Origin of the sequence: Microbacterium sp. BK668 (assembly GCF_004362195.1) — a bacterium.
GTDB lineage: Bacteria > Actinomycetota > Actinomycetes > Actinomycetales > Microbacteriaceae > Microbacterium.
This window is the reverse complement of record NZ_SNWG01000001.1, coordinates 171,002-190,717: the sequence shown is the minus strand read 5'-3', so window position 1 is coordinate 190,717 and position 19,716 is coordinate 171,002. Positions and strand designations below refer to the sequence as shown.

The 19,716-nt window shown below is 69.8% G+C and carries 24 protein-coding genes; 13 read left to right on the top strand and 11 right to left on the bottom strand.

What is annotated here, in order from left to right:
- Window positions 1-61 precede the first annotated feature (61 nt).
- Window positions 62-1,042 carry a glycosyltransferase family 9 protein gene (locus tag EV279_RS00850; protein WP_208109442.1) on the top strand — a complete coding sequence of 327 codons (981 nt, stop codon included), beginning with the start codon at window positions 62-64 and terminating at the stop codon, window positions 1,040-1,042.
- Between the two features lie 5 nt (window positions 1,043-1,047).
- Here the strand turns inward: EV279_RS00850 and EV279_RS00845 are convergent, their stop codons facing one another.
- The 6 genes from EV279_RS00845 to EV279_RS00820 form a co-directional block, all read right to left on the bottom strand.
- A complete protein-coding gene (locus EV279_RS00845) occupies window positions 1,048-1,776 on the bottom strand; it encodes a sigma-70 family RNA polymerase sigma factor (RefSeq protein WP_133541061.1) in 729 nt (242 codons plus the stop codon).
- 370 nt (window positions 1,777-2,146) lie between these two features.
- Window positions 2,147-2,326, bottom strand: a complete 180-nt coding sequence (locus EV279_RS00840) for a hypothetical protein (RefSeq protein ID WP_133541060.1) — start codon at window positions 2,324-2,326, stop codon at window positions 2,147-2,149.
- Entirely contained in the window at window positions 2,326-2,811 is a 486-nt protein-coding gene (locus EV279_RS00835; RefSeq protein ID WP_133541059.1) for an SRPBCC family protein, read from the bottom strand. The genes EV279_RS00840 and EV279_RS00835 overlap by 1 nt, the downstream gene beginning before the upstream one ends.
- 138 nt (window positions 2,812-2,949) lie before the next feature.
- A complete protein-coding gene (locus EV279_RS00830; protein WP_133541058.1) occupies window positions 2,950-3,603 on the bottom strand; it encodes a DUF3618 domain-containing protein in 654 nt (217 codons plus the stop codon).
- A complete protein-coding gene (locus EV279_RS00825; RefSeq protein WP_133544468.1) occupies window positions 3,600-4,037 on the bottom strand; it encodes a phage holin family protein in 438 nt (145 codons plus the stop codon). The genes EV279_RS00830 and EV279_RS00825 overlap by 4 nt, the downstream gene beginning before the upstream one ends.
- 26 nt (window positions 4,038-4,063) lie before the next feature.
- The gene (locus EV279_RS00820; protein ID WP_133541057.1) at window positions 4,064-4,894 is read right to left on the bottom strand and encodes a hypothetical protein; all 831 of its coding nucleotides are present in this window, start codon (window positions 4,892-4,894) and stop codon (window positions 4,064-4,066) included.
- Between the two features lie 394 nt (window positions 4,895-5,288).
- Between EV279_RS00820 and EV279_RS00815 the strand changes: the two genes are divergently transcribed.
- Genes EV279_RS00815 through EV279_RS00805 form a run of 3 tightly spaced genes read left to right on the top strand, consistent with a single transcriptional unit; the run spans window position 5,289 to window position 8,307 of the window.
- Window positions 5,289-6,263: a TIGR03885 family FMN-dependent LLM class oxidoreductase gene (locus EV279_RS00815; RefSeq protein ID WP_243728384.1), complete on the top strand. Its 975-nt coding sequence runs from the start codon at window positions 5,289-5,291 to the stop codon at window positions 6,261-6,263.
- A complete protein-coding gene (locus EV279_RS00810) occupies window positions 6,260-7,921 on the top strand; it encodes an alpha-amylase family protein (protein WP_133541056.1) in 1,662 nt (553 codons plus the stop codon). Before EV279_RS00815 ends, EV279_RS00810 begins: the two co-directional genes overlap by 4 nt.
- Before the next feature lie 47 nt (window positions 7,922-7,968).
- Window positions 7,969-8,307 carry an ATP-dependent DNA ligase gene (locus EV279_RS00805; RefSeq protein ID WP_133541055.1) on the top strand — a complete coding sequence of 113 codons (339 nt, stop codon included), beginning with the start codon at window positions 7,969-7,971 and terminating at the stop codon, window positions 8,305-8,307.
- A 75-nt stretch (window positions 8,308-8,382) separates the two neighbouring features.
- On the opposite strand, the gene EV279_RS00800 is transcribed toward EV279_RS00805, so the two are convergent.
- The 3 genes from EV279_RS00800 to EV279_RS00790 are packed head-to-tail and all read right to left on the bottom strand — an operon-like array spanning window position 8,383 to window position 11,748.
- Window positions 8,383-9,381 (bottom strand): carbohydrate ABC transporter permease, encoded by a 999-nt coding sequence (locus EV279_RS00800; protein WP_133541054.1) that lies wholly within the window; start codon window positions 9,379-9,381, stop codon window positions 8,383-8,385.
- Window positions 9,378-10,349 carry a sugar ABC transporter permease gene (locus tag EV279_RS00795; protein ID WP_133541053.1) on the bottom strand — a complete coding sequence of 324 codons (972 nt, stop codon included), beginning with the start codon at window positions 10,347-10,349 and terminating at the stop codon, window positions 9,378-9,380. Before EV279_RS00795 ends, EV279_RS00800 begins: the two co-directional genes overlap by 4 nt.
- 1 nt (window position 10,350) lies before the next feature.
- Entirely contained in the window at window positions 10,351-11,748 is a 1,398-nt protein-coding gene (locus EV279_RS00790; RefSeq protein WP_133541052.1) for an extracellular solute-binding protein, read from the bottom strand.
- Between the two features lie 344 nt (window positions 11,749-12,092).
- Between EV279_RS00790 and EV279_RS16750 the strand changes: the two genes are divergently transcribed.
- From EV279_RS16750 to EV279_RS00760, 7 genes are all read left to right on the top strand, one after another.
- Window positions 12,093-12,266, top strand: coding sequence for a hypothetical protein (locus tag EV279_RS16750; protein WP_166644407.1), 174 nt, complete (start codon window positions 12,093-12,095; stop codon window positions 12,264-12,266).
- Window positions 12,267-12,274: 8 nt separating this feature from the next.
- Window positions 12,275-12,580 carry a hypothetical protein gene (locus EV279_RS00785; RefSeq protein ID WP_133541051.1) on the top strand — a complete coding sequence of 102 codons (306 nt, stop codon included), beginning with the start codon at window positions 12,275-12,277 and terminating at the stop codon, window positions 12,578-12,580.
- A gap of 161 nt (window positions 12,581-12,741) precedes the next feature.
- Window positions 12,742-13,623, top strand: a complete 882-nt coding sequence (locus EV279_RS00780) for an SDR family oxidoreductase (RefSeq protein ID WP_133541050.1) — start codon at window positions 12,742-12,744, stop codon at window positions 13,621-13,623.
- 1 nt (window position 13,624) lies between these two features.
- Window positions 13,625-14,062: a hypothetical protein gene (locus tag EV279_RS00775; RefSeq protein ID WP_133541049.1), complete on the top strand. Its 438-nt coding sequence runs from the start codon at window positions 13,625-13,627 to the stop codon at window positions 14,060-14,062.
- Complete coding sequence (locus EV279_RS00770) at window positions 14,059-15,288, top strand: divalent metal cation transporter (protein WP_133541048.1); 1,230 nt, start codon at window positions 14,059-14,061, stop codon at window positions 15,286-15,288. The genes EV279_RS00775 and EV279_RS00770 overlap by 4 nt, the downstream gene beginning before the upstream one ends.
- Entirely contained in the window at window positions 15,285-15,701 is a 417-nt protein-coding gene (locus tag EV279_RS00765) for a hypothetical protein (RefSeq protein WP_133541047.1), read from the top strand. Before EV279_RS00770 ends, EV279_RS00765 begins: the two co-directional genes overlap by 4 nt.
- Window positions 15,688-16,038: a PRC-barrel domain-containing protein gene (locus tag EV279_RS00760; RefSeq protein WP_133541046.1), complete on the top strand. Its 351-nt coding sequence runs from the start codon at window positions 15,688-15,690 to the stop codon at window positions 16,036-16,038. The genes EV279_RS00765 and EV279_RS00760 overlap by 14 nt, the downstream gene beginning before the upstream one ends.
- Before the next feature lie 5 nt (window positions 16,039-16,043).
- Here EV279_RS00760 and EV279_RS00755 read toward each other — a convergent pair whose 3' ends face one another.
- Both EV279_RS00755 and EV279_RS00750 read right to left on the bottom strand, forming a co-directional pair.
- Entirely contained in the window at window positions 16,044-16,373 is a 330-nt protein-coding gene (locus EV279_RS00755; RefSeq protein ID WP_133541045.1) for a hypothetical protein, read from the bottom strand.
- A 157-nt stretch (window positions 16,374-16,530) separates the two neighbouring features.
- Window positions 16,531-17,937 (bottom strand): DUF222 domain-containing protein, encoded by a 1,407-nt coding sequence (locus tag EV279_RS00750; protein WP_166644406.1) that lies wholly within the window; start codon window positions 17,935-17,937, stop codon window positions 16,531-16,533.
- 200 nt (window positions 17,938-18,137) lie between these two features.
- Between EV279_RS00750 and EV279_RS16960 the strand changes: the two genes are divergently transcribed.
- Entirely contained in the window at window positions 18,138-18,884 is a 747-nt protein-coding gene (locus EV279_RS16960; RefSeq protein ID WP_243728383.1) for an SLC13 family permease, read from the top strand.
- A 23-nt stretch (window positions 18,885-18,907) separates the two neighbouring features.
- Entirely contained in the window at window positions 18,908-19,693 is a 786-nt protein-coding gene (locus EV279_RS16955; protein WP_243728382.1) for an SLC13 family permease, read from the top strand.
- Window positions 19,694-19,716 lie beyond the last annotated feature (23 nt).

The following is a 19,716-nucleotide window of genomic DNA, read 5'->3' as shown; positions in this document are numbered from 1 at the left end:
GCGGGCGCTTCCTGCCTATGCTCGGCGCCCCATCCGTCCGGGGGGCTGGGATGCTGGGGGGATGCGGCAACTCGGCCCGCCGGACGGGCGCCCGGAGCTCGTGGTCCTTCGCGCGCTCAAGCTCGGCGACCTCCTCGTCGCCGTTCCGGCGATCCGGGGACTGCGCCACGCGTATCCCGATCATCGCCTCGTCCTGGCCGTGCCCGGATGGCTCGCGCCGATCGTCGAGCTGGTCGAAGGGGTCGACGACATCCTCCCCACCCCGGGACTGGACGAGCAGGTCGCGCTCGAACGCGGCCGGGCCGACATCGCCGTCAACATGCACGGGAAGGGGACCGAGAGCCGGGGCCGCATCGACGAGCTCCAGCCGCGGCTGAAGATCGTCCACCGCGTGCCGGAGATCGACGGCGAGGCGGCGGGGGATCCCGGCATGCCGGCCTGGCAGGACGGGATCCTCGAGCGCGAGCGGTGGGTGCGTCTCGTCGGCGCGTACGGAGTGCGCGCGCAGGCGGACGACGTCCGGCTCCAGCGGGGGGCGCCCAGCCCCGCGCACGGCGCGACGGTCGTCCACGTCGGCGCGTTCTACGGCTCGCGGCGGTGGCCCGTCGAGCGCTTCGCCGCCGTCGCCCGCCGGCTGCGAGCGGACGGGCACGCCGTCGTCTACACCGGCGACGCCCGGGAGCGGGAGCGTGCCCTCGTCGTGGCCGAGCAGGCCGGCGACGACGCGTCGGCGGTGCTCGCGGGCCGCATCGACCTCGGGACGTTCGCTTCGGTCATCGCCGACGCGCGTCTGGTCGTGTCGGCCGACACGGGTGCCGCGCACCTCGCGTCCGCCTACAGCCGGCCCTCGGTCGTGCTGTTCGGTCCCGCCTCCCCCTCGGAGTGGGGACCGCCGCCCGGTCCGCACGTCGTGCTCACCGACGAGCGCGTTCGACGCGGGGAGGCCTTCGCCGAGGAGCCCGATCCCGCGCTCCTCGCGGTCGGCGTGGATGATGTGCTGTCCGCCGTCGACGGCCTGCTGCCGGCGGCAGGCGATCGCTGACACCCTCACGCGCTCCGCCGATTCCACGCCGGTTCCTCCTGGAGATCCTCGCGGAGCGCGCGAAGGGTCCGCGTGAGGATGCGCGACACGGTCATCTGCGTCACGCCGACGCGGGCGGCGATGTCGTCCTGCGTGCAGTCCTCGAAGAATCGCAGCTGCACGACACGCCGGTCGCGCGGCGAGAGCCGTCGCAGCGCGGCCCACAGCAGCATCCCGAGCTCCGCCCGCTCCCACTCGCCGGTCGTGCGGGACAGAAGGCTGCCGAGGGTGTCGTCGGCATCGTCGCCGACCGGCGCGTCGAGTGACAGCGGGCGCAGGTGCGCGCCGCTGTCGATCGCCTCGCGCACCCGGTCGACGGGCTCGTCGAGCTCCGTCGCGAGCTCTGCGAGCGAGGGCCGGTGTCCGAGGGTCTGCGTCAGGCGGGGCGCGACCTCGCCGATCCGCAGGCGCAGCTCCTGCACCGCGCGCGGTGGCCGGACGAACCATCCGTGGTCGCGCAGGTGCCGCTTGATCTCGCCCGAGATCGTCGGCACCGCGTACGCGGCGAAATCGGTCCCGCGCGCCGGCTCGAAGCGCTGCGCGGCCTTGACGAGGCCGATGTAGGCGACCTGCACGAGGTCGTCGTCGCGGTTCGTCCCCGCCCGGAAGAAGCGGCGGGCGACGCGTCGGGCCAGGCCCATGTTCTCGAGCACCCGGGCATCGCCCGCCCGGGATCCGGCCGCGAATCCGCTCATGCGCGCCACCTCCCCGATGTCTTCGCTTCCTGGATCGTCGGCGGGAAGCGGAGAACCGGGGAGGGGCTTGCAGAAGAAGGAGAAGCAGTGCACACTGCTTCTCCTTCTCGCGCCGATGGACTCAGTCCAAGAGGTCGATCGCCGGCGTCTCGCGGCGCGCAGGCGTCGCGGACACCGCCGGTCGCTGTTCGGGCCGGTGGCTCACGAGCACGCCGAGGGGCGGATCGCCGTGAGAGGAGAGCTTCGCGCGGGTGGCGGTGAGCTCAGCTGGGCGATCCGCTGCCGGGATGAGGACCTCGACCGCGAGAGCCGGAGAAGCGCACGAGCCGGCACTCCGCGAGATCGGGAAGCGCCGGCTCGTCACATCACGTCATGCTCCGGGCGTGCCGCCGTCCGCGGTGCCGTCGGACTGCTGGTCGCCGGTCTGCGGGGAGCGATCCTCGCCCTCGGCCTGCGAGGGCATGTCCGTCGCCTCCGACCCGTCGCCCGTACCCGGACGATCGGGGTCTTCGCCCTCGGCCTGGCTGGGCTTGTTCGATGCGTCGCTCATCACAGGCCCCGGGCCGTGCCCGCATCTCCGGTGCCGGCTTCGACATCGCCGCGCCAGGCGCCGGTCTCGGCGCCTCGTCCCTCGATGAACTCCTTGAAGTTGTCGAGGTCCTTCTTGACCGCGTGCTGCGGCGCGTGCACCGCGGCGCCGACCTTCTCAAGGAGGTCGCCCGGCTCCCAGTCGATCTGGACCGTCACGCGGGTCTTCGCCTCGTCCAGGCGGTGGAACGTCACGACGCCGGCGTGCTCCGTGTCGCCGCCCACGCTCTTCCAGGCGACCCGCTCGTCGGGGTGCTGCTCGGTGATCTCGGTGTCGAACTCACGCTCGAACCCGCCGATCTTCACCTTCCAGTGGTTGTGGGTGTCGTCGATCTGCGTGATCGACTCCACCTCCTGAAGGAAGTGCGGGAAGCTCTCGAACTGCGTCCACTGGTTGTACGCCGTCGTCACGGGGACGTCGACGTCGATGGTCTCTACGATCTGCACGTGCTGATTCCTTTCATCGGGTGGGATCCGGCGACAGGGCGACGCCCGTCCGCCCCCGGGGCGGTCCGGCCGCTCGTCGCGACCGATGTCCCGCACCCGGAGGCGGATCGATGTTCGTCGTCGAGGACGACGGATGGGTCAGTAGCCGGTGCCCGAGGTCGTTCCCGAGCCGGTGCTCGACGAGCCGGAGCTCAGCTCCTCCTTGGCCGTCCCCGCCGAGTCCTTCGCCTGGTCCGCGACCGTCTGGCCGCTGGACTTGGCGTCTTCGGCCACATGCTGGGCGGCGTCCTGCGCGGTCGTCTTGACCGAGTCGACCGCGTCGCGTGCGGGCTCCTTGAGGTTCTCGCCGACCTCTCGGGCGACATCCTTCGCCTGGTCCACGAGGGGCTGCGCCTTCTCCTCGACCTTGGCGGCGAGCTGCCGCTCCTTGTCCGAGGCCGGGATGAGGGATGCCACGAGCAGGCCCGCCCCGAACGCGATCAGTCCGGCCGCGAGCGGGTTGCCCTTCGCCTTGCGCGCCACGGCCTGACCGGCGTGCGCGACCGACTGCCCGGCGTGCTGCACACCCGATGCGGCCGAGTCGCCCGCGTCGTGCACCGACGACCCGAAGTCGTCCGCGGCACCCATGACGCTCTCGCGCACACTGGTGAAGGCTCCGCGGATCTTGTTCTTCTGGCGGTCGACGATCTTCGACGGCGTGACCTTGTCGGCGAGCGCGTCGACGTCCTGACCGAGCTCGCGCCGAGTGGACTCGATGTCCGCCCGGATCTCTTCCGGTGACTGGTTGCTCATCGGTTCTCCTCATTCCTCTTCAGCGTGTCGGGAATCTCCTTCAGCGTCTCCACCGTCTGAGGGGCTCCCTGAACCTTCTTCATGTTGTTCCGGCCGACGACGAAGAGGATCGCTGCGACGATTCCCCAGATCACGGCCACCACGAGGGCCGACCATCCGTTCCCGATGAGGTAGCCGAGCGCCCACCAGAGGGCGATCGACAGGAAGAGGATCGTCAGGTGCCCCGCGTATCCGGCGGCGCCCAGCATGGCGCCCGCCTTCGCGCTGGTCTTCGCCGATTCGCGGATCTCGGCCTTGGCGAGCTCGATCTCCTGGCGCATGAGGGTCGACATGTCGCCCAGCACCTGGGTGACGAGCTCACCCAGCGACGAGTTCGCCGCCTGGCGCTCCGACGGCGTCGAGTCGTCCAGGGGTGCCGCTCGCGACGGCTCCATGCTCCGCGCGGCGGGTGTCTGATCGGTCATCCGCGCCCCTCAGAGCCGTAGAGCGGGTCGTTCACGTCGTCCGCCGCATCCACGACGGTTCCCGTGCCGACCCCCGTGCCGAGGCCGGCCGATGAGGCGTCGTAGACGGGCGTGTCGCCGTACGCGGCGGTCGACGTACCGGTGCCGACGTAGGCCGACCCGGTTCCACCGACCGCAGCGGGACGGGACGAGGCGGTGAGACCGCGGTTCTGGGTGTAGTCAGGCTCCGGCTCTCCGGCCGCGATCGAGCGCGTGAGACGGCCGACGACGACGCCGGCGAGAGCGGCGACCCCGAGGAACACCACCGGACGGCGACGCGCATAGCGCTTGACCTCGTCGAGGAGGTCGGCGGGCTGGCGGTCGCCGAGCCACGACGCGGCGCTGCTCAGGCGGGTGGCCGCCTGCCGCACGAGGTCGGTGGCGACCCCGCCGTCCGTGCTCGAGTCGGCCATGCTGCGCAGCTCGTCGCTCGCCGAGCGCAGACCCTGAGCGACCTGGTCCTGGCGCTGCGACGCCTGGCCGCTGAGCTCGGAGCGGGTCTCGTCGTAGAGGCGCGAGATCTGCGTGCGCGCTTCGCGCCCGACCTCCTTGACCTCCTGCTTGGCGGTCTGGGCCACGTGCTTGGCCTCGTCCTTGGCAGTTCCCGCGACGTTCGCGGCCTCCTGCTTGGCGGTCTCGACGCCGCCTCCGCTGCCGGAGGATGGCGAGGAGTTCCCCGTGCCTGCGGGGCTCGTCGACCCGCCTGGGGTCGTGGTGTATACGTTCGGCGAGGTGGTGGCGGGGTAAGCCTCCCCGCCCGTTGGCAGCGTGTCACGAGTGTCCGACATCGCGACTCCCTTCCGATTCGGCGGCCACAGCGGGCCGGTCTGCATACAGTCCTACGTGGCGCCTCGGCCACTTTCCCGGGGCTTGCGTGATGCCGAAGGGTGTGGGATAACCGCGGGCACCCGCGAACCGACTCAGCCGGCCCGGGGTTGACACGCCCGCGAGCGGATCGTCAAGCCCCTGTAGGGGCGGGCCGCGCGCGTCTACCGTGGCCAGGGTCGAGCAAGAGGAGGCCGGGGATGCCGGAAACGGTGCCCGAGCGTGTCGGCAGGCGCGCGATGTTCTGGACGTGGATGGGCCTCATCGCCTTCGGGCTCGTGACGTTCTTCGTGATCCCGCTCCTCGGGAGGTGAAGTCCGTCGGGGCGCCCCACCATGCCACCTCAGTCGAATCGGAGTGACCCACGTGCGAATCGGATTCCATGCCTCCCATGAGCAGTTCACACCCTCGCGTCTGCTGACGCTCGTGCAGGAGGCGGAGTCCGCCGGCTTCGACGCCGCGATGAGCTCCGACCACCTCGCGCCCTGGGGCCTCGCGCAGGGGCAGTCGGGGTTCTCGTGGAGTTGGATCGCCGCGGCGCTCGCGACGACGTCCTTCCCGATCGGCATGGTCGCCGCACCGGGGCAGCGATATCACCCGGTGATCGTCGCCCAGGCGATCGCGACGCTCGAGGAGATGTTCCCGGGGCGCTACTGGGCCGCTCTCGGGAGCGGCGAGGCGATCAACGAGCATGTGACGAGCGATCCCTGGCCCCCCAAGAGCGAGCGCGAGGTGCGCCTGCGCGAGTCGGTCGACGTGATCCGTCGCCTGCTCGCGGGTGAGCGCGTCGACCACGACGGGGTCGTTCGGGTGCACGACGCGCGGGTGTGGAGCAGACCGGCCGTTCCGCCGCCCCTTCGCGCCACCGCCGTCACTCCCGAGACCGCCGCCTGGGCGGCGGAGTGGGCGGACGGCCTCATCACGGTGGGCCACGATCCCGCGGGCCTGCAGAAGGTGGCGCGGGCCTATACGGATGCCGGCGGCAGCGGCCCTGTCGCCGTGCAGGTCCATGTGTGCCTCGCCTCCAGCATCGATGAGGGGCTCGGCGTAGCCGCCGAGCAGTGGCGGCACGGGACGGCTCCGGGCGAGGTCATGTGGGAGCTCGAGCAGCCCGAGGACTTCGACCGGATGTCGGACCCGGGCGACGAGGAGACCCTGCGCTCGGCCGTGCTGATCGACACCGACGCCGCCTCGATGGCCGAGCGGCTGGCGGAGGTCGCGGCATCCGGCTTCCAGGAGATGTTCCTGCACCATGTGGGCCTCGATCAGTCCGCGTTCCTCGAGCGTGCGCGCGACGAGCTTCTTCCTGCGCTGCGGGAGGCCGTCGCATGAGGCTCGCCGACACGGGAGACCTGTGGTGGCGCAGCGCCGTCGTCTACTGTCTCGACGTCGAGACCTACCGGGACGGCGACGGCGACGGCGTCGGCGACTTCACCGGGCTGACCGAGTCGATCCCGTACCTCGAGCAGCTCGGGATCACCTGCATCTGGCTGATGCCGTTCTACCCGTCGCCCGACCTGGACGACGGATACGACGTGAGCGACTTCTACGCCGTCGACCCGCGTCTGGGGAGTCTGGGAGACGCGGTGGAGTTCATCCGCACGGCCCGCAGCCGAGGCATCCGCGTCATCATCGACCTGGTCGTCAACCACACGTCCGACAAGCACCCGTGGTTCGTGCAGGCCAAGCGGTCGCGCAACTCGCGCTTCCGCGACTTCTACGTCTGGCGCGACCGCCCCACGCGCAACTCCAAGAACACCGTCTTCCCGGGTGAGGAGGAGAGCATCTGGGAGTGGGAGCCGAAGACCGAGCAGTACTACCTGCACTCCTTCTACACGCACCAGCCGGATCTGAACCTCGCGAACCCGCACGTGCGCGACGAGATCTCGAAGATCGTCGCCTTCTGGCTCGCGCTGGGGATCTCGGGCTTCCGCATCGACGCAGTGCCGTTCCTGCTCGAGGGAGAGGGCGCTCCGTATCCCGTGGATCCGCACGAGTTCCTCCGCGACCTCAAGCGCTTCGTCCGGCGCCGATCCAGCGAGGCGATGCTCCTGGGCGAGGTGGCGCTGCCGCACGACCGGCAGCTGGACTACTTCGGCGGGCCTCACGGCGGCGAGCTGGATGCCCAGTTCGACTTCACCCTGATGAACGCCCTCTACCTCGCGATGGTGCGCCGGGACGCCGAGCCGATCCTCCGCTCGCTGCGATCCAGGCCGTCCACCTCCGAGCCCGTCACGTGGGGGAACTTCCTGCGCAACCACGACGAGCTCACCCTGCAGATGCTCGGTGACGATGAGAAGGAAGAGGTCTTCGCCGCTTTCGCGCCCGACGCCGAACAGCGGATCTACGGCCGCGGCATCCTCCGACGCCTCGCGCCGATGCTCGACGGCGATCCGCGGCGCCTCCAGCTCGCGTACAGCCTCATGTTCTCGCTGCCCGGCTGCCCCGTCCTCTACTACGGCGAGGAGATCGGGATGGGCGAGAACGCCGACCTCCCCGGTCGCGCCACCGTCCGGTCGCCCATGCAGTGGGCGCCTGCGCGCAACGGCGGCTTCTCGACGGCGCCGCCGTCGCGTCTTCCGAACGCGCTCACAGCGGGCGGCTACGGCCCGGACCACGTGAACGTGCGCAATCAGCAGATGGACGAGGAATCGCTGTTCCACTTCATCCGCGCCCTGATCGCCCGATACCGCACGACGCCGGAGATCGGGTGGGGGGACTGCGAGATCGTCGAGCATCCCAATCCCGGCGTGCTGGCGCACATCCTCCGCACCGACGGCGAGGGCGGCATGCTGGCCCTCCACAACCTCACCGCCGAGCCGCAGACGGTGGCGCTGCCGACCTCGACCGACCTCGGCGGCGAGGTGCTGACCGACATGCTGCATCTGCACGAGATCGCGCTGGATCCGCAGCGGTCGACGGATGTCGAGCTCGGCCCCTACGGCTTCCAATGGCTGCAGATCACGCCGCCGGGGGGCGCAATCGTGTGAATCGGTGAACCGGATCATCTCCAGAGGATCCCGGTGAGGAGTGCGGAATGGGCAAATTCATCTACGAGGGCATCATCAAGGTCGACTTCGAGGACCGGACCCTCGCCCACCTTCAGATCGTCATCGGAACGAAGCTTCGTCGTGGTGAGGCGTTCCACTTCAGCTGGCGTGACGACCCGAGCCTCGGCGACGGTCGGACGACGGTTTGGCTGCACCCGAGGAGCTCGCTCGTGTACAAGTTCTACGGCAGCCGGAGACCCGCGCTCAATCGCGCCTGGATCGATGCGCTCGCCTACACGGCGAACTCGCCCTCGGGACTGTACGTCGTCCCCGAGCCGGCGGAGTACGCGCACCAGGAGGCGGAGTTCACCGACGAAGCGCAGTGACATCGTCCACGGCGGGCGGCCCGGCCCTGCTGCGGTCACCCCGGCGATGGCGGGCCGCGCTCGTCCCGCCGTCCGTCAGCCCTTGAGGCCGCTCGTGCTCACCCCCTGGATGATCTGCTTCTGACCCAGGAAGAAGATGATGATCATCGGGATCGTCGCGATCACGGAGGCCGTCACGATGATCTCCCAGTGCCACTCGCCGCCGAACCCGAAGGCGTCGACGAGCGACTTCAGCCCGCGCGGGATGGTGAAGGTCGACGAGTCTCGCAGGTAGATGAGCGCGCGCATGAGGTCGGTCCACACCGCCTGCACCTCGAAGACGAGCACCACCGCCAGCGCCGGCCGCGTGAGCGGCACCGCGATGCGCCAGAACACCGCCCATTGCGAGGCGCCGTCGACGCGCGCGGCCTCGAACAGCTCGCGTGGCAGTCCCAGCATGAACTGCCGGAGCAGGAAGATGTAGAACGCGCTGCCGAACAGGTTGCCCGCCCACAGCGGCACGAGCGTGCCGACGAAGCCGAGTCCGTTCCAGATGAGGAAGGTCGGGATCATGGTGACCGCGCCGGGCAGCATCATCGAGCCGAGCACGAGGGCGAACAGGGCTCCGCGCCCCCGGAATCGGAAGTACGAGAAGCCCCACGCGACCATGGCGCTCGAGAGCGTCACCGTGACGGCGGCGAGGACGGTGACGATCGCCGTGTTCAGCAGCCAGAGGCCGACCGGCGCCTCCTGCCAGACCTGCACGTAGTTGTCGAGGGTGAAGGTCTTCGGGATGAGGGCGTTGTCGAACACCTCGCCCCGCGGCTTGAACGACGCGCTCACGAGCCACACGAAAGGGTAGGCGAAGATCACCGTGAGCAGCGTCAGCACCGCGATGACGACGACGCGGCGCACGCGCTTGCCGCGCCGTGCCGATCGGCCGCTGCGCGTCGACGCTGGGCGGGCCGAGCCGGCGGCGCCGCCCCCTCGCGAGCCTGCGGCATCCTTCCGCTCCTCGGCGACCGGGACGGTCCCGGGCTCACGCTCGGGCTCGAACTCCTGACCGGGGGTGCCCTGGGGCAGGACGCGGCTCATTTCGGCGCCTCGCCCTCGTAGTAGACCACTCTTCGCGACACGATCAGCTGCACCGCCGTGACGATCATGATGAGGAAGAATAGGATCCATGCCATCGCCGAGGCGTAGCCCATATGCAGGAACTGGAACGCCTGCTGGAACAGGTAGATGACGTAGAAGAGCGCGGCGTCATTGCTGTAGGTCGTATTGCCTGCGCCGAAGAAGGCCGTGTAGGCCTCGTCGAAGGTCTGCAGGCCCGCGATCGTGTTGACGACGATGATGAAGAAGAGCGCCGGGCTGATCATGGGCAGCGTCACGCTGAACGACTGGCGCCAGAATCCGGCGCCGTCGATGCGCGCGGACTCGTAGAGCTCCTCGGGGACGTTCTGGAGGGCCGCCAGCAGGATGATGACGGATGCCCCGACCGTCCACAGGCTCATGATGATGAGTCCCGGCTTGACCCAGGCGGGATCCGTCGTCCACGCCGGCCCGTTGATGCCGAACCAGCCCAGCACGGTGTTGATCAGTCCGTTCTGCCCGTTGAAGAGGAGCAGGAACAGGATGCCGACCGCGACCGGGGGCGTCATCTTCGGCAGGAAGAACATCGTCCGGAAGAAGCCCGAGCTGCGCCCCGCGCGGTTGAGCAGGAGGGCGAGCGCGAGGGAGACGAGGACGTACAGGGGGATCTGGATGAAGGTGAAGAACAGGGTGTTGCCGAGGGCCAGGGCGATCTTCGGATCCTGGAAGAGCTGGACGTAGTTGTCGAATCCGACGAAGTTCGGGTCGTTGATGACGTCGTAGTCGGTGAGCGACAGGTACGCGCTGTAGATGAGCGGCCACAGGGTGAAGACGAGGAAGCCGATGATCCACGGCGAGAGGAACAGCAGCGCCGACAGGACGTTGCGACGCGAGGCACGCCGCCGCGCCCGCCGCCGCTGCGGATCCGGGTCGGATGCGCTGCGGGCGGGCGCGGGCGCGACGGCGGTCATCTCAGTCGCCTCCCTGCGATGCCTGCTCGAGCTTGCTCCAGGCGTCGTCGAGGGCCTTCTGCGCCGACTGCTGCGCCTTCGCCAGCGCCTCCTCCGGCGTCGCCTGGCCGTTGAGCACCGAGTTGACGCCGTCCTGCAGGGCCGTCTTGAACTCGGCGTCCGCGGGGTTCGCCGGCAGCGAGAACGTCGACTCGTTGGCCTCGTACATCTTGGCAACGGCCGTGTCCCACGGCTCGCCGCCTTCGGTCACCATGCCCTGGATGGTCTGGTCGGCGTCGGCGTTGCCCGTGAGGATGCCGGTGAACGGCTTCCCCTCGGCGCTGCGGGCCTCGATACGGGCGTTCGCCGCGGCCTCCCACGCCTCGACCGATGTCATCGCGCGCGCCCAGCGGCACGCCGCCTCGGGGTTGGCGCTTCCGGCCGGGATCGCCCAGGCCGAGCCGGAGGCGTAGGCCAGCGTCGCACCCTGGCGATCGCGAACCGTGTCGAAGACCAGCGGGGCGTCGGGCGAGACGTCGTTGAGCACGTTCACGTACCACTGCTCCATCGGCATGGCCCCGAGGACGCTGGTCGCGAACTGGTTGCCCTCGCCGAAGAAGTCGGCGGAGTCGCGATACGCCTTGACAGCGCTGAAGCCGCCCTGCGCGTCGTAGATCGACACCGCCCACTCGAGCGCCTCGACGACCTTGGGATCGTCCAGCTGGGCGGTCTTGCCGTCCGCCGAGATGAGGTCGACGCCGTTCGCCTTCGCCCACAGCGGGAGGAACTCCGGCAGCTTGCTGTCGTATCCGATGACGCTGAGGCTGCCTCCGTCGTTCTTCATGAGTGCCTCGTTCGCGGCGCTCATGTTCTCCCAGCTCGAGCCGTTGACGTCCTCCACGGTGAGGGCCGCAGCATCCAGGAGCTGCTGATTGGCCATCGTGAGCTGGATCGTGTTGAACTCCGGGATGCCGTAGACCTTGCCGTCGAGCGTCACCTGGTCGATGGCGGCCGGCACGTACTGGCCGGTGTCGATGCTCTCGCCCTCGATGCAGCGGTCGAGCGGGACGATCGCGCCTCGCGCGGCGAGCGACCCGAGCTGATCCCGGTTGGCGTAGACGATCTCGGGCGGCTTGCCCGAAGCGACGGCGGACAGGAACTGCTGGAGGTCGAGGTCGCCCTCGATCAGCTTGACGTCGACGTCGCCCAGCTCCTCCTTGGCCAGGTCCATACGGGACGTGGCGACTTCGTCGACCCCCGAGAACCCCATGACCGAGAGCGTTCCGCTCAGCTCCGCTTCGGGGTCGTACTGCGCGTCCGAATCGTCGGCGCCACCGGTGCCCTGAGCGCACCCCGTCGCCGTCAGCAGGAGGACGGCGAGCGTCGCCCCTCCTACGGCTTTCCTCGTGAAAGCACGCATGCTCCCAGCCTCCTCTGACGCCCGATCGAGAAGTGGGCGGTGGAAGCAACATAAGGAGCGACGCGCGCCGTGGAGCAGGGGCTTGACCGAAGCGACGAGGGAAGTTAGCGTCTCGCGACCGGGCCTTGCCTTTCGGTTTCGAAGCTCGATCTTCGCGTGCTGTCCTGCTTGTTTCGGTCAGCGGACATCGGCGACCAGAACGGGTCTCCGTGATGACATTCGTAGGGACGCCGGCGCTGGAATGTCAAGCCCCTCGTGAGAGTCCTCTCACTGGCGCAGAGTCATGGGACAGCGTGACGAGCTTGGGGAAATGGAGCGTCCGCGAGGAACGTAGCGAGGCGGCGATGGGCAAGGCGAAGACGCACGATCGGCACCGGAACGACGCGGCGGTCGAGCCGTCGACGGGCGAGTATCGGCGCGCCTGGTCGCGGGATGACTACGACGGCCGGCTCCGTCCGCAGGGGCGGGGATTCGTCCCGGTCCGCTCCTACCAGATTCCCGCGGACCGGCACGAATGACCACGTCGATGGCCGAGGGTCCCGTGCACCAGCTCGAGCTGGTGCCGCTCGGCGAGGGTGCGTGGAGGCTGTGCGACCGGAACGTCGAGGAGGACGACCCGGCCAGCGTCATCGCCTACGTCGAGCAGACCGAGGAGTTCCTCGAGGTGGTGTGGCTGCACGGACGACTCGGCTGGGCGCGGTTCAGCCGTCTCTCCGAGGTGCTCGAGGCGGCCGCGGCGGAGCTCACGCCGCTGCACGCCGATCGCGCGCGACGTCCGGTGGAGATCCCCCACTTCGCACCGCGCCTCTCGCCGCACTTCTCGCCGCGCTGAGCACCCCTCGCGGCCCAGCAGGTCCGTGAGCAGTGGCGAGCGGGTCGCACGCATTCCTGCCTGTATCGGGACGGCTTTGTCAACCCGATCGCCTACCCCGGACGTGCTGGCTAGCGTCGCGGATGGCGACCCTTCCTGGGTCTGCGACGGAAGGAGCCGGCATGACCGACCAGCCGAACGACCCCCGCGAGAAGCACCCGGACGGGTTTCCTCCTCAGGGGCAGGAACAGCCCGGCAAGACCGAAGAGGTCGAGCCGACGCCGGACCACGGCGAGGACTCCTACGTCGGCGCCGGCCGCCTCGAGGGCCGCCGGGCGCTCATCACAGGCGGCGACTCGGGCATCGGCCGGGCTGTCGCGATCGCGTTCGCGCGCGAGGGCGCCGACGTCGCGATCGCCCACCTACCGGAGGAGATCGACGACGGCGACGAGACCGTCCGCCTCATCGCCGAGTCGGGAGGGCGAGGCGTGAGCTTCGCCGGCGACATCCGCGAGGAGCGATTCGCGACGGCCATCGTGGCGGACACCGTGTCGCAGTTCGGAGGCCTCGACATCCTCGTTCTCAACGCCGCCTATCAGAAGGATCGCGAGAGCATCGCGAGCCTCGAGACCGACGAGTTCGACCGCGTCTTCCGCACGAATCTCTACGGCATGATCTTCTCGGCCCGCGAGGCCGTGCCGCACCTCAAGGCCGGCTCCTCCATCATCGTGACGTCGTCGATCCAGGCGTTCAACCCCTCGCCCGCTCTCGTGGACTACGCGATGACGAAGGCCGCGCAGGTCGCGTTCGTCAAGGCGCTCGCCCAGGAGCTCGGGCCGAAGGGCATCCGTGTCAACGCCGTGGCCCCCGGTCCGATCTGGACCCCGCTCATCCCCGCGACAGGCTGGGACTCGAGCAAGGTCGAGGAGTTCGGCAAGGACACGCCGCTCGGCCGCGCGGGGCAGCCCGCCGAACTCGCGGGTGCGTACGTCTATCTCGCCTCCGAAGCCGCCTCGTACGTCTCGGGGGCCGTGCTCCCGGTCACGGGCGGCAAAGGCCTCTGACATGCGCCGCCGGCGCTCGCGCAGCCGGCTTCCGCGCCTCTTCCCCCTGGGCCTCGCCGCCCTGGTCGCGATCTCGGGCTGCGCGCCCGCGGCCTCGCCCGACCCCGTGCTCGTCTCGCTGGCCGCCGACGCCCTGAGCGCGACGCGCGCGGCCGAGCTCGGCACGGGCCTGCGCGACGACGAGCGCATGTTCGCTACCACCGCTTCGGCCCTCCTCGGCGACATGGAGGAGAAGGTCGCGGACATCGCGCGCGAGGTGGGACTGTACAGGCCGGCGGATGCGACGGATGCCTCGTACCGCGCCGAGCTGCTGCGTGCGAGCGACGACGCGCTCGACGCCATCCATGCGGCGGTCGCAGGACGCGGGGGTGCCGAGGCCGAGCTGAAAGAGGTCGCCGACAGGCTCGAGGACCTCGAGGCGCAGGGAAGCGGATCGTGAAGCGCATCTTCGCGGTCGCGCTCGGCATCCTCACCGCCATCGGCGGCTTCGTCGACATCGGAGACCTCGTCACGAACGCCGTCGTCGGCGCCCGGTACGGTCTCGGTCTCGCGTGGGTCGTCGTGATCGGGGTCGTCGGCATCTGCCTGTACGCCGACATGTCGGGACGGGTCGCAGCCGTCAGCGGACGAGCCACGTTCGAGGTCATCCGGGAGCGGCTCGGACCTCGGACGGGGTTGGCGAATCTGTCGGCCTCGTTCCTCATCAATCTCCTGACCCTCACCGCCGAGATCGGGGGCATCGCGCTCGCGCTGCAGCTGGCCGCCGGGGTCGGTCCGGGGATGTGGATACCGGTCGCGCTCTTCGGAGTCTGGATCGTGCTGTGGCGCGTGAAGTTCTCGATCATGGAGAACGTGGCCGGGCTGCTGGGCCTCGCCCTCATCGTGTTCGTCGTCGCCCTGTTCCTGCTCGAGCCGGACTGGGGAGCTCTCGGCGCGTCGGCCGTGCAGCCATGGACGCTCGCCGGCGAAAGCCCGCTGTCGTACTGGTACTTCGCCGTCGCCCTCTTCGGCGCGGCGATGACGCCCTACGAGGTCTTCTTCTTCTCGTCGGGCGCGGTGGAGGAGCGGTGGACGTCGAAGGACCTCGGCACGGAGCGGGCGAACGTGTTCATCGGCTTCCCGCTCGGGGGTCTGCTCTCCGTCGCGATCGCCGCGTGCGCGGCCGTCGTTCTGCTCCCGCAGGCGATCGAGGTCGAGACACTGTCGCAGATCGTGCTCCCCGTCTCGCAGGCCGGCGGTCAGCTCGCGCTCGCATTCGCGATCGTCGGAATCCTTGCGGCGACCTTCGGCGCTGCCCTGGAGACCACGCTCTCCAGCGGCTACACCCTCGCGCAGTTCTTCGGGTGGAGTTGGGGCAAGTTCCGCCGGCCCGCCCAGGCGGCGCGTTTCCACCTCGCCATGATCGTCTGCCTCCTGATCGGCGGCGGCATCCTCCTGACCGGCGTCGACCCGATCGCCGTGACGGAGCTGTCCGTCGTGTTCTCGGCGGTGGCCCTCCCCCTCACCTACTTCCCGATCCTCGTCGTGGCGAACGATCCGGACTACATGGGCGAGCGGGTCAACGGCCGGGTGCGCAACGCGCTCGGAGTGGGATTCCTCGTCATCATCCTGATCGCCGCCGTGGCGGCGATCCCGCTCCTCATCATCACGGGGATGGGCTCATGACGCATCCGAACGACCCGAGGCATCCGCTGGAGTGGTACCGGGATCCCGACGGGAGAGGGGTGGACGCCCGCCTGCATCTGCTCGACCGGCAGATGCTCGATGTGGACCGCATTCCGGTCAGCACCGTGAACGACATCGAGATCGACGGCATCGAGATCGGAGAGCCCGTCGATCCCGCGAGGGCACCGGTCGTCTCGGCGGTCCTCGTCGGATTCTCACTCCTGCCGCGCGTGTTCGGCGGCAGGCTGCCGCGGTCCGAGTGGGAGCGGATTCCGTGGGACCTCGTGGCGAAGCTGCATACCGCGATCGACCTGCGCGTGCGCGCCGACGACCTCGACGCCACCTGGGTGGAGCGCTGGGTGCGCGACCGCATCATCGCCCGCATCCCCGGAGGTCGCCATGCTCCTGAGTGATCTGCTGGGATGCCGCGTCCTCGACCCCGACGGCACGTCGCTCGGAACCGTGGTCGACGTCCGCTTCCGTCGGGGACCCGCCCGCCGCACGCGCGAGGCCGACCTGCAGCTCGTCGCCCTCATCGTGAGTCCGCGCAGCCGTATGTCGTACTACGGCTACGAGCGCGGCCGGGTCGACGCGCCCGCGGTGATCAACGCCATCATGGCGCGACTGCACCGCGGTGCGCGGGTGATCCCGTGGGAGTGCGTCGCGGAGATTCGCGACGGCGAGCTCGAGCTCGGGGTGACGGCGCCGCGCATCCCGCTCGACCCTCGCGTGCCGATCGGCGAGGGATGACGCGGCTACGAGAGGGCGGCGATCGTGCGGGAGGGTTCCACGTGTTCCGACACGAGCAGGATCCCGCCCGAGGAGTTGGCCGAGTTGGCGAGCTCCTCGATCCAGGCGCGGCTGAGGTCAGGCGTCTCGGCGGCGTCGAACTCGAAGCGCAGGGGGATCGAGGGGTGGAGCCAGACCGTGGAGCGACCGCCCGGCTGATCATCGGGGTGTCGCCATGACACGGTGAAGCTCTCGCCCCGGCGGAGCTTGGTCGCGATAACGACCTTGAGATGCGACAAGGCCCGGTCCTCGATGTGGATCGGAGTGTCCGAACCGCCGTAATAGATCGTGCCCACGGCACGAAGCTAACGTGAGGCGGGTGGGGCGGGCTCGGTGCGCGGCTCGCCTCATAAGATTCTCATCGGAATGCTTCGCAAACCGGCTCCCCGCTTCGGGCGGAGGCTCGGCGCTCGGCGATCGGGGCGGCGTGCCGAGTGTCAGAACGGGGGCGGATCATGGTCGGCCGTCGCCGTCGCCGTCGCCGTCGCCGTCGCCCTTTCCGCCGCCCATGCCGGCTCCCGTGCCGCAACGAAGGTCAACGTTGCGGGAACAAAGTCCGAGTACACGCGTCCCGTCGGACTCGTCCATACGAGGCGGCCCCCGCCGTCCTGCTCGACGTGCCACGGAGAGCAGTGCTTCAGCACATGGTGCCGCCGGCAGAAGTCTGCGAGGTTGCAGGGGCTGGTTCCACCGCCGTCGGCGGCTGCGATCGTGTGGTCGGCGTCGCAGCGCAAAGGCTTCATGCGGCATCCCGGGAAACGACACCGCTCGTCGCGTATGTCGATGAATCGGCGAAGTGCGGCAGACGGGCGATAGCGGCAGACCGCGTCCGGCGCACCGGTCTCGAGGTTCGTCAGCACGCGGTGCCAGACGGGGGCCTCCGCCAGAATCCTCCGAGCGAGCTCCGTGTCGACCGGGCCGTAGCCGCTCATCAGAGCGGGCTCGTCGCCCAGCCCCGCAGCAGTTGCAATAGGGATCGTGAGGCTGATCCGCCCTCGCACGCCCGCGAGCGCGTTGCCGTTCGGAGTCGCGATGAGCTTCGGGCACGCTCGTCAAGAGCAGATCCGCGAGCACATCCGCACGGATCTCGCCGAGCGTCCGACGGCAAGCCCACTCCGACTCCTCGTCCGCGCCGATGTCCCCTCCGGTGTGGACGGGGTCGGAGGCGAGCGGGGCTTGCGACTCGTCGCGCTTCTCCGCATCCGAGACCCGACGGGCGAACTCGTCGATCCGGTCCCTGATCGCGTGGGCCAGGGGTGCGGGCAGATCGGCGAGCAGACGACCCATCCCGTCGTCGAGATCGATCACCCGCACGTCCCGGCTGCGCATGGCTGCCTTCCGGCGGAGGGCTGAAGCGCCGGAGTCGACGCGCGCAGCGATGACGCGCGCGATCTCCCGCAAGCGCCCTGCCGACTCCACCTCGGCCACCGCGAGCACGAGCGACTCGTACTCGCGGCGGACCAGCTCGTCCGCGATCGCGACTTTCTCGTCGACGATGGTCGTCACGTGCTGTCGGTCGATACGCCCCGCACGCCACGCCTCGCACGTCGCCGCGAAGCGGGTCACGAGGGTGTGCGCGTCCCCGATCCGGCGCTGCACCGTGCGATCCCCCACCCGCATCGCGGTGCCGAGCTCGGCCGACACTTCGCGCAGCGGCAGGTCGTTGCCGAAGCGAAGACCTGCCGCGCGACGCTCTCCCGTGCGTGCTTCGATCAGGTCGACCGCTCTGGCGAGCAGCGCTGCTTCGCGGGCCTGCGCGGCCGCGACGGCGGCGCGAGCCCGTCGGACGTCACCGACGAGGATGTCGAGCTCTCGCCACACACCCCGGAGCCCATCGCCTGCCTCGATCTCGTTCGCCACAGCATGCCCCGTCGTGCGGATGCGCCCTGACGTGCGGGGCGACTTCGGATGCTGCGCGCTAAGTGAGGACGTTGCGCGACTTCTTGAGTCGATACTAGTACATAGCTTCGAATATCGCAAGGTGTCGTCCGCCACACAGCCGGCACCGGTGCGGGCCGCCGCGCGGCATCCTTCCCCACCTCCTGGCTACGCTGAGGCCCGTGGACCCCGTCGCCGCCACCCTGGGAATCCTCGTCCTCGCGGTCATCGCCTTCGTGAGCAATCGCGTGCCGCTCGAGCTCGTCGCGGTCGGCGTCTCGCTCGCCCTGTTCTTCACCGGGGTGCTGACGCTGCCGGAGGCGCTCGCCGGGTTCGGCGATCCGACGGTGCTGTTCATCGCGGGGCTCTTCGTCGTGAGCGAGTCGCTCGACGCCACCGGCATCACGGCGTGGGCCGGGCAGAAGGTCATCGCGCGAGCCGGCACCCGGCGGCGCACGCTCATCCTCGTGATCGGACTGCTCGTCGCCGTCGTCTCGGCCCTCATCAGCGTCAACGGCGCCGTCGCGGCACTGCTCCCGCTCGTCGTCGTCGTCGCCGCTCGCGCGGAGATCGCTCCGTCACGGCTGCTGCTGCCGCTCGCCTTCGCCGCGAGCGCGGGCTCGATGCTCCTGCTGACGGGGACGCCCGTGAACATCATCGTGTCGGAGTTCGCCGCGGACAGCGGGGGGCGTGCTTTCGGCTACTTCGAGTTCGCCCTGGTGGGCCTCCCGCTCGTGGCCGGCACGGTCCTCTACCTCATGGTGTTCTCGCGGCTTCTCCCGGAGCGCACGCCCGCCGAGATGCCGCTCGATCTCGCCCGACACGCGCGAACCCTGCGTCAGCAGTACTCGCTGACGCTCGACACAGGGGTGCTCCTGGGGCCGACCAACGGGGTCACCGAAGTCGTCGTCGCGCGCGGTCGCCCCTGATCGGACGCGTGATCTATCCCGGGATGGCGACGCCCTCGGGGGATCTCGTCGTCCTGGCCGCCCGTCGAGGCGATGAGCTGCTCAAAGGCGACATCACGGTACAGGCCGGGGACGCGCTCCTCATGCAGGGGCGGTGGGACGACCTGGCGCGACACGCGGGGGACGACGGGGTGCTCGCCGTGCATTCGCCCCAGCGGCTTCGCCGCTCGGTGCCGTTCGGACGAGGTGCGAGACGCACGATGGCCGTCGTCGCCGCGATGGTCGTGCTGCTGGCGACGGGTATCGTGCCGCCTGCGGCGGCGGCGCTGCTGGCCGCCGGCGCGCTCGTGGTGCTGCGGGTCGTAGATCCGCCCCAGGCGTACCGTTCGATCTCGTGGACGACGATCGTGCTCATCGCCGGCATGATTCCGCTCTCGACCGCCTTCACGAAGACCGGCGCAGCGGACCTCGTGGCGAGCGCGCTCCTCGGAGCGATCGGCGACGCCGGGCCGACGGTCGCGCTCCTGGTGCTGTGCGTGCTCGCCCTCGTACTCGGGCAGCTCATCAGCAACTCCGCCACGGCGCTCATCCTCGCGCCGATCGCGATCTCGGTCGCCGCGACGCTGGACGTTTCGGTGCAGCCGTTCCTCATGGGGCTCGCCGTCGTCGCCGCCGCGGCCTTACTCACTCCCGTGGCGACGCCCGCGAACCTCATGGTCATGGAGCCCGCCGGCTACCGATTCGGCGACTACTGGAAGCTCGGCCTCCCGCTCGCCGTCTTCTTCCTGCTCGTCGGCGTCTTCTACGTGCCGCTGGTGTGGCCGTTCTGACCCCGTGCCTGAGCCGCCGTTCC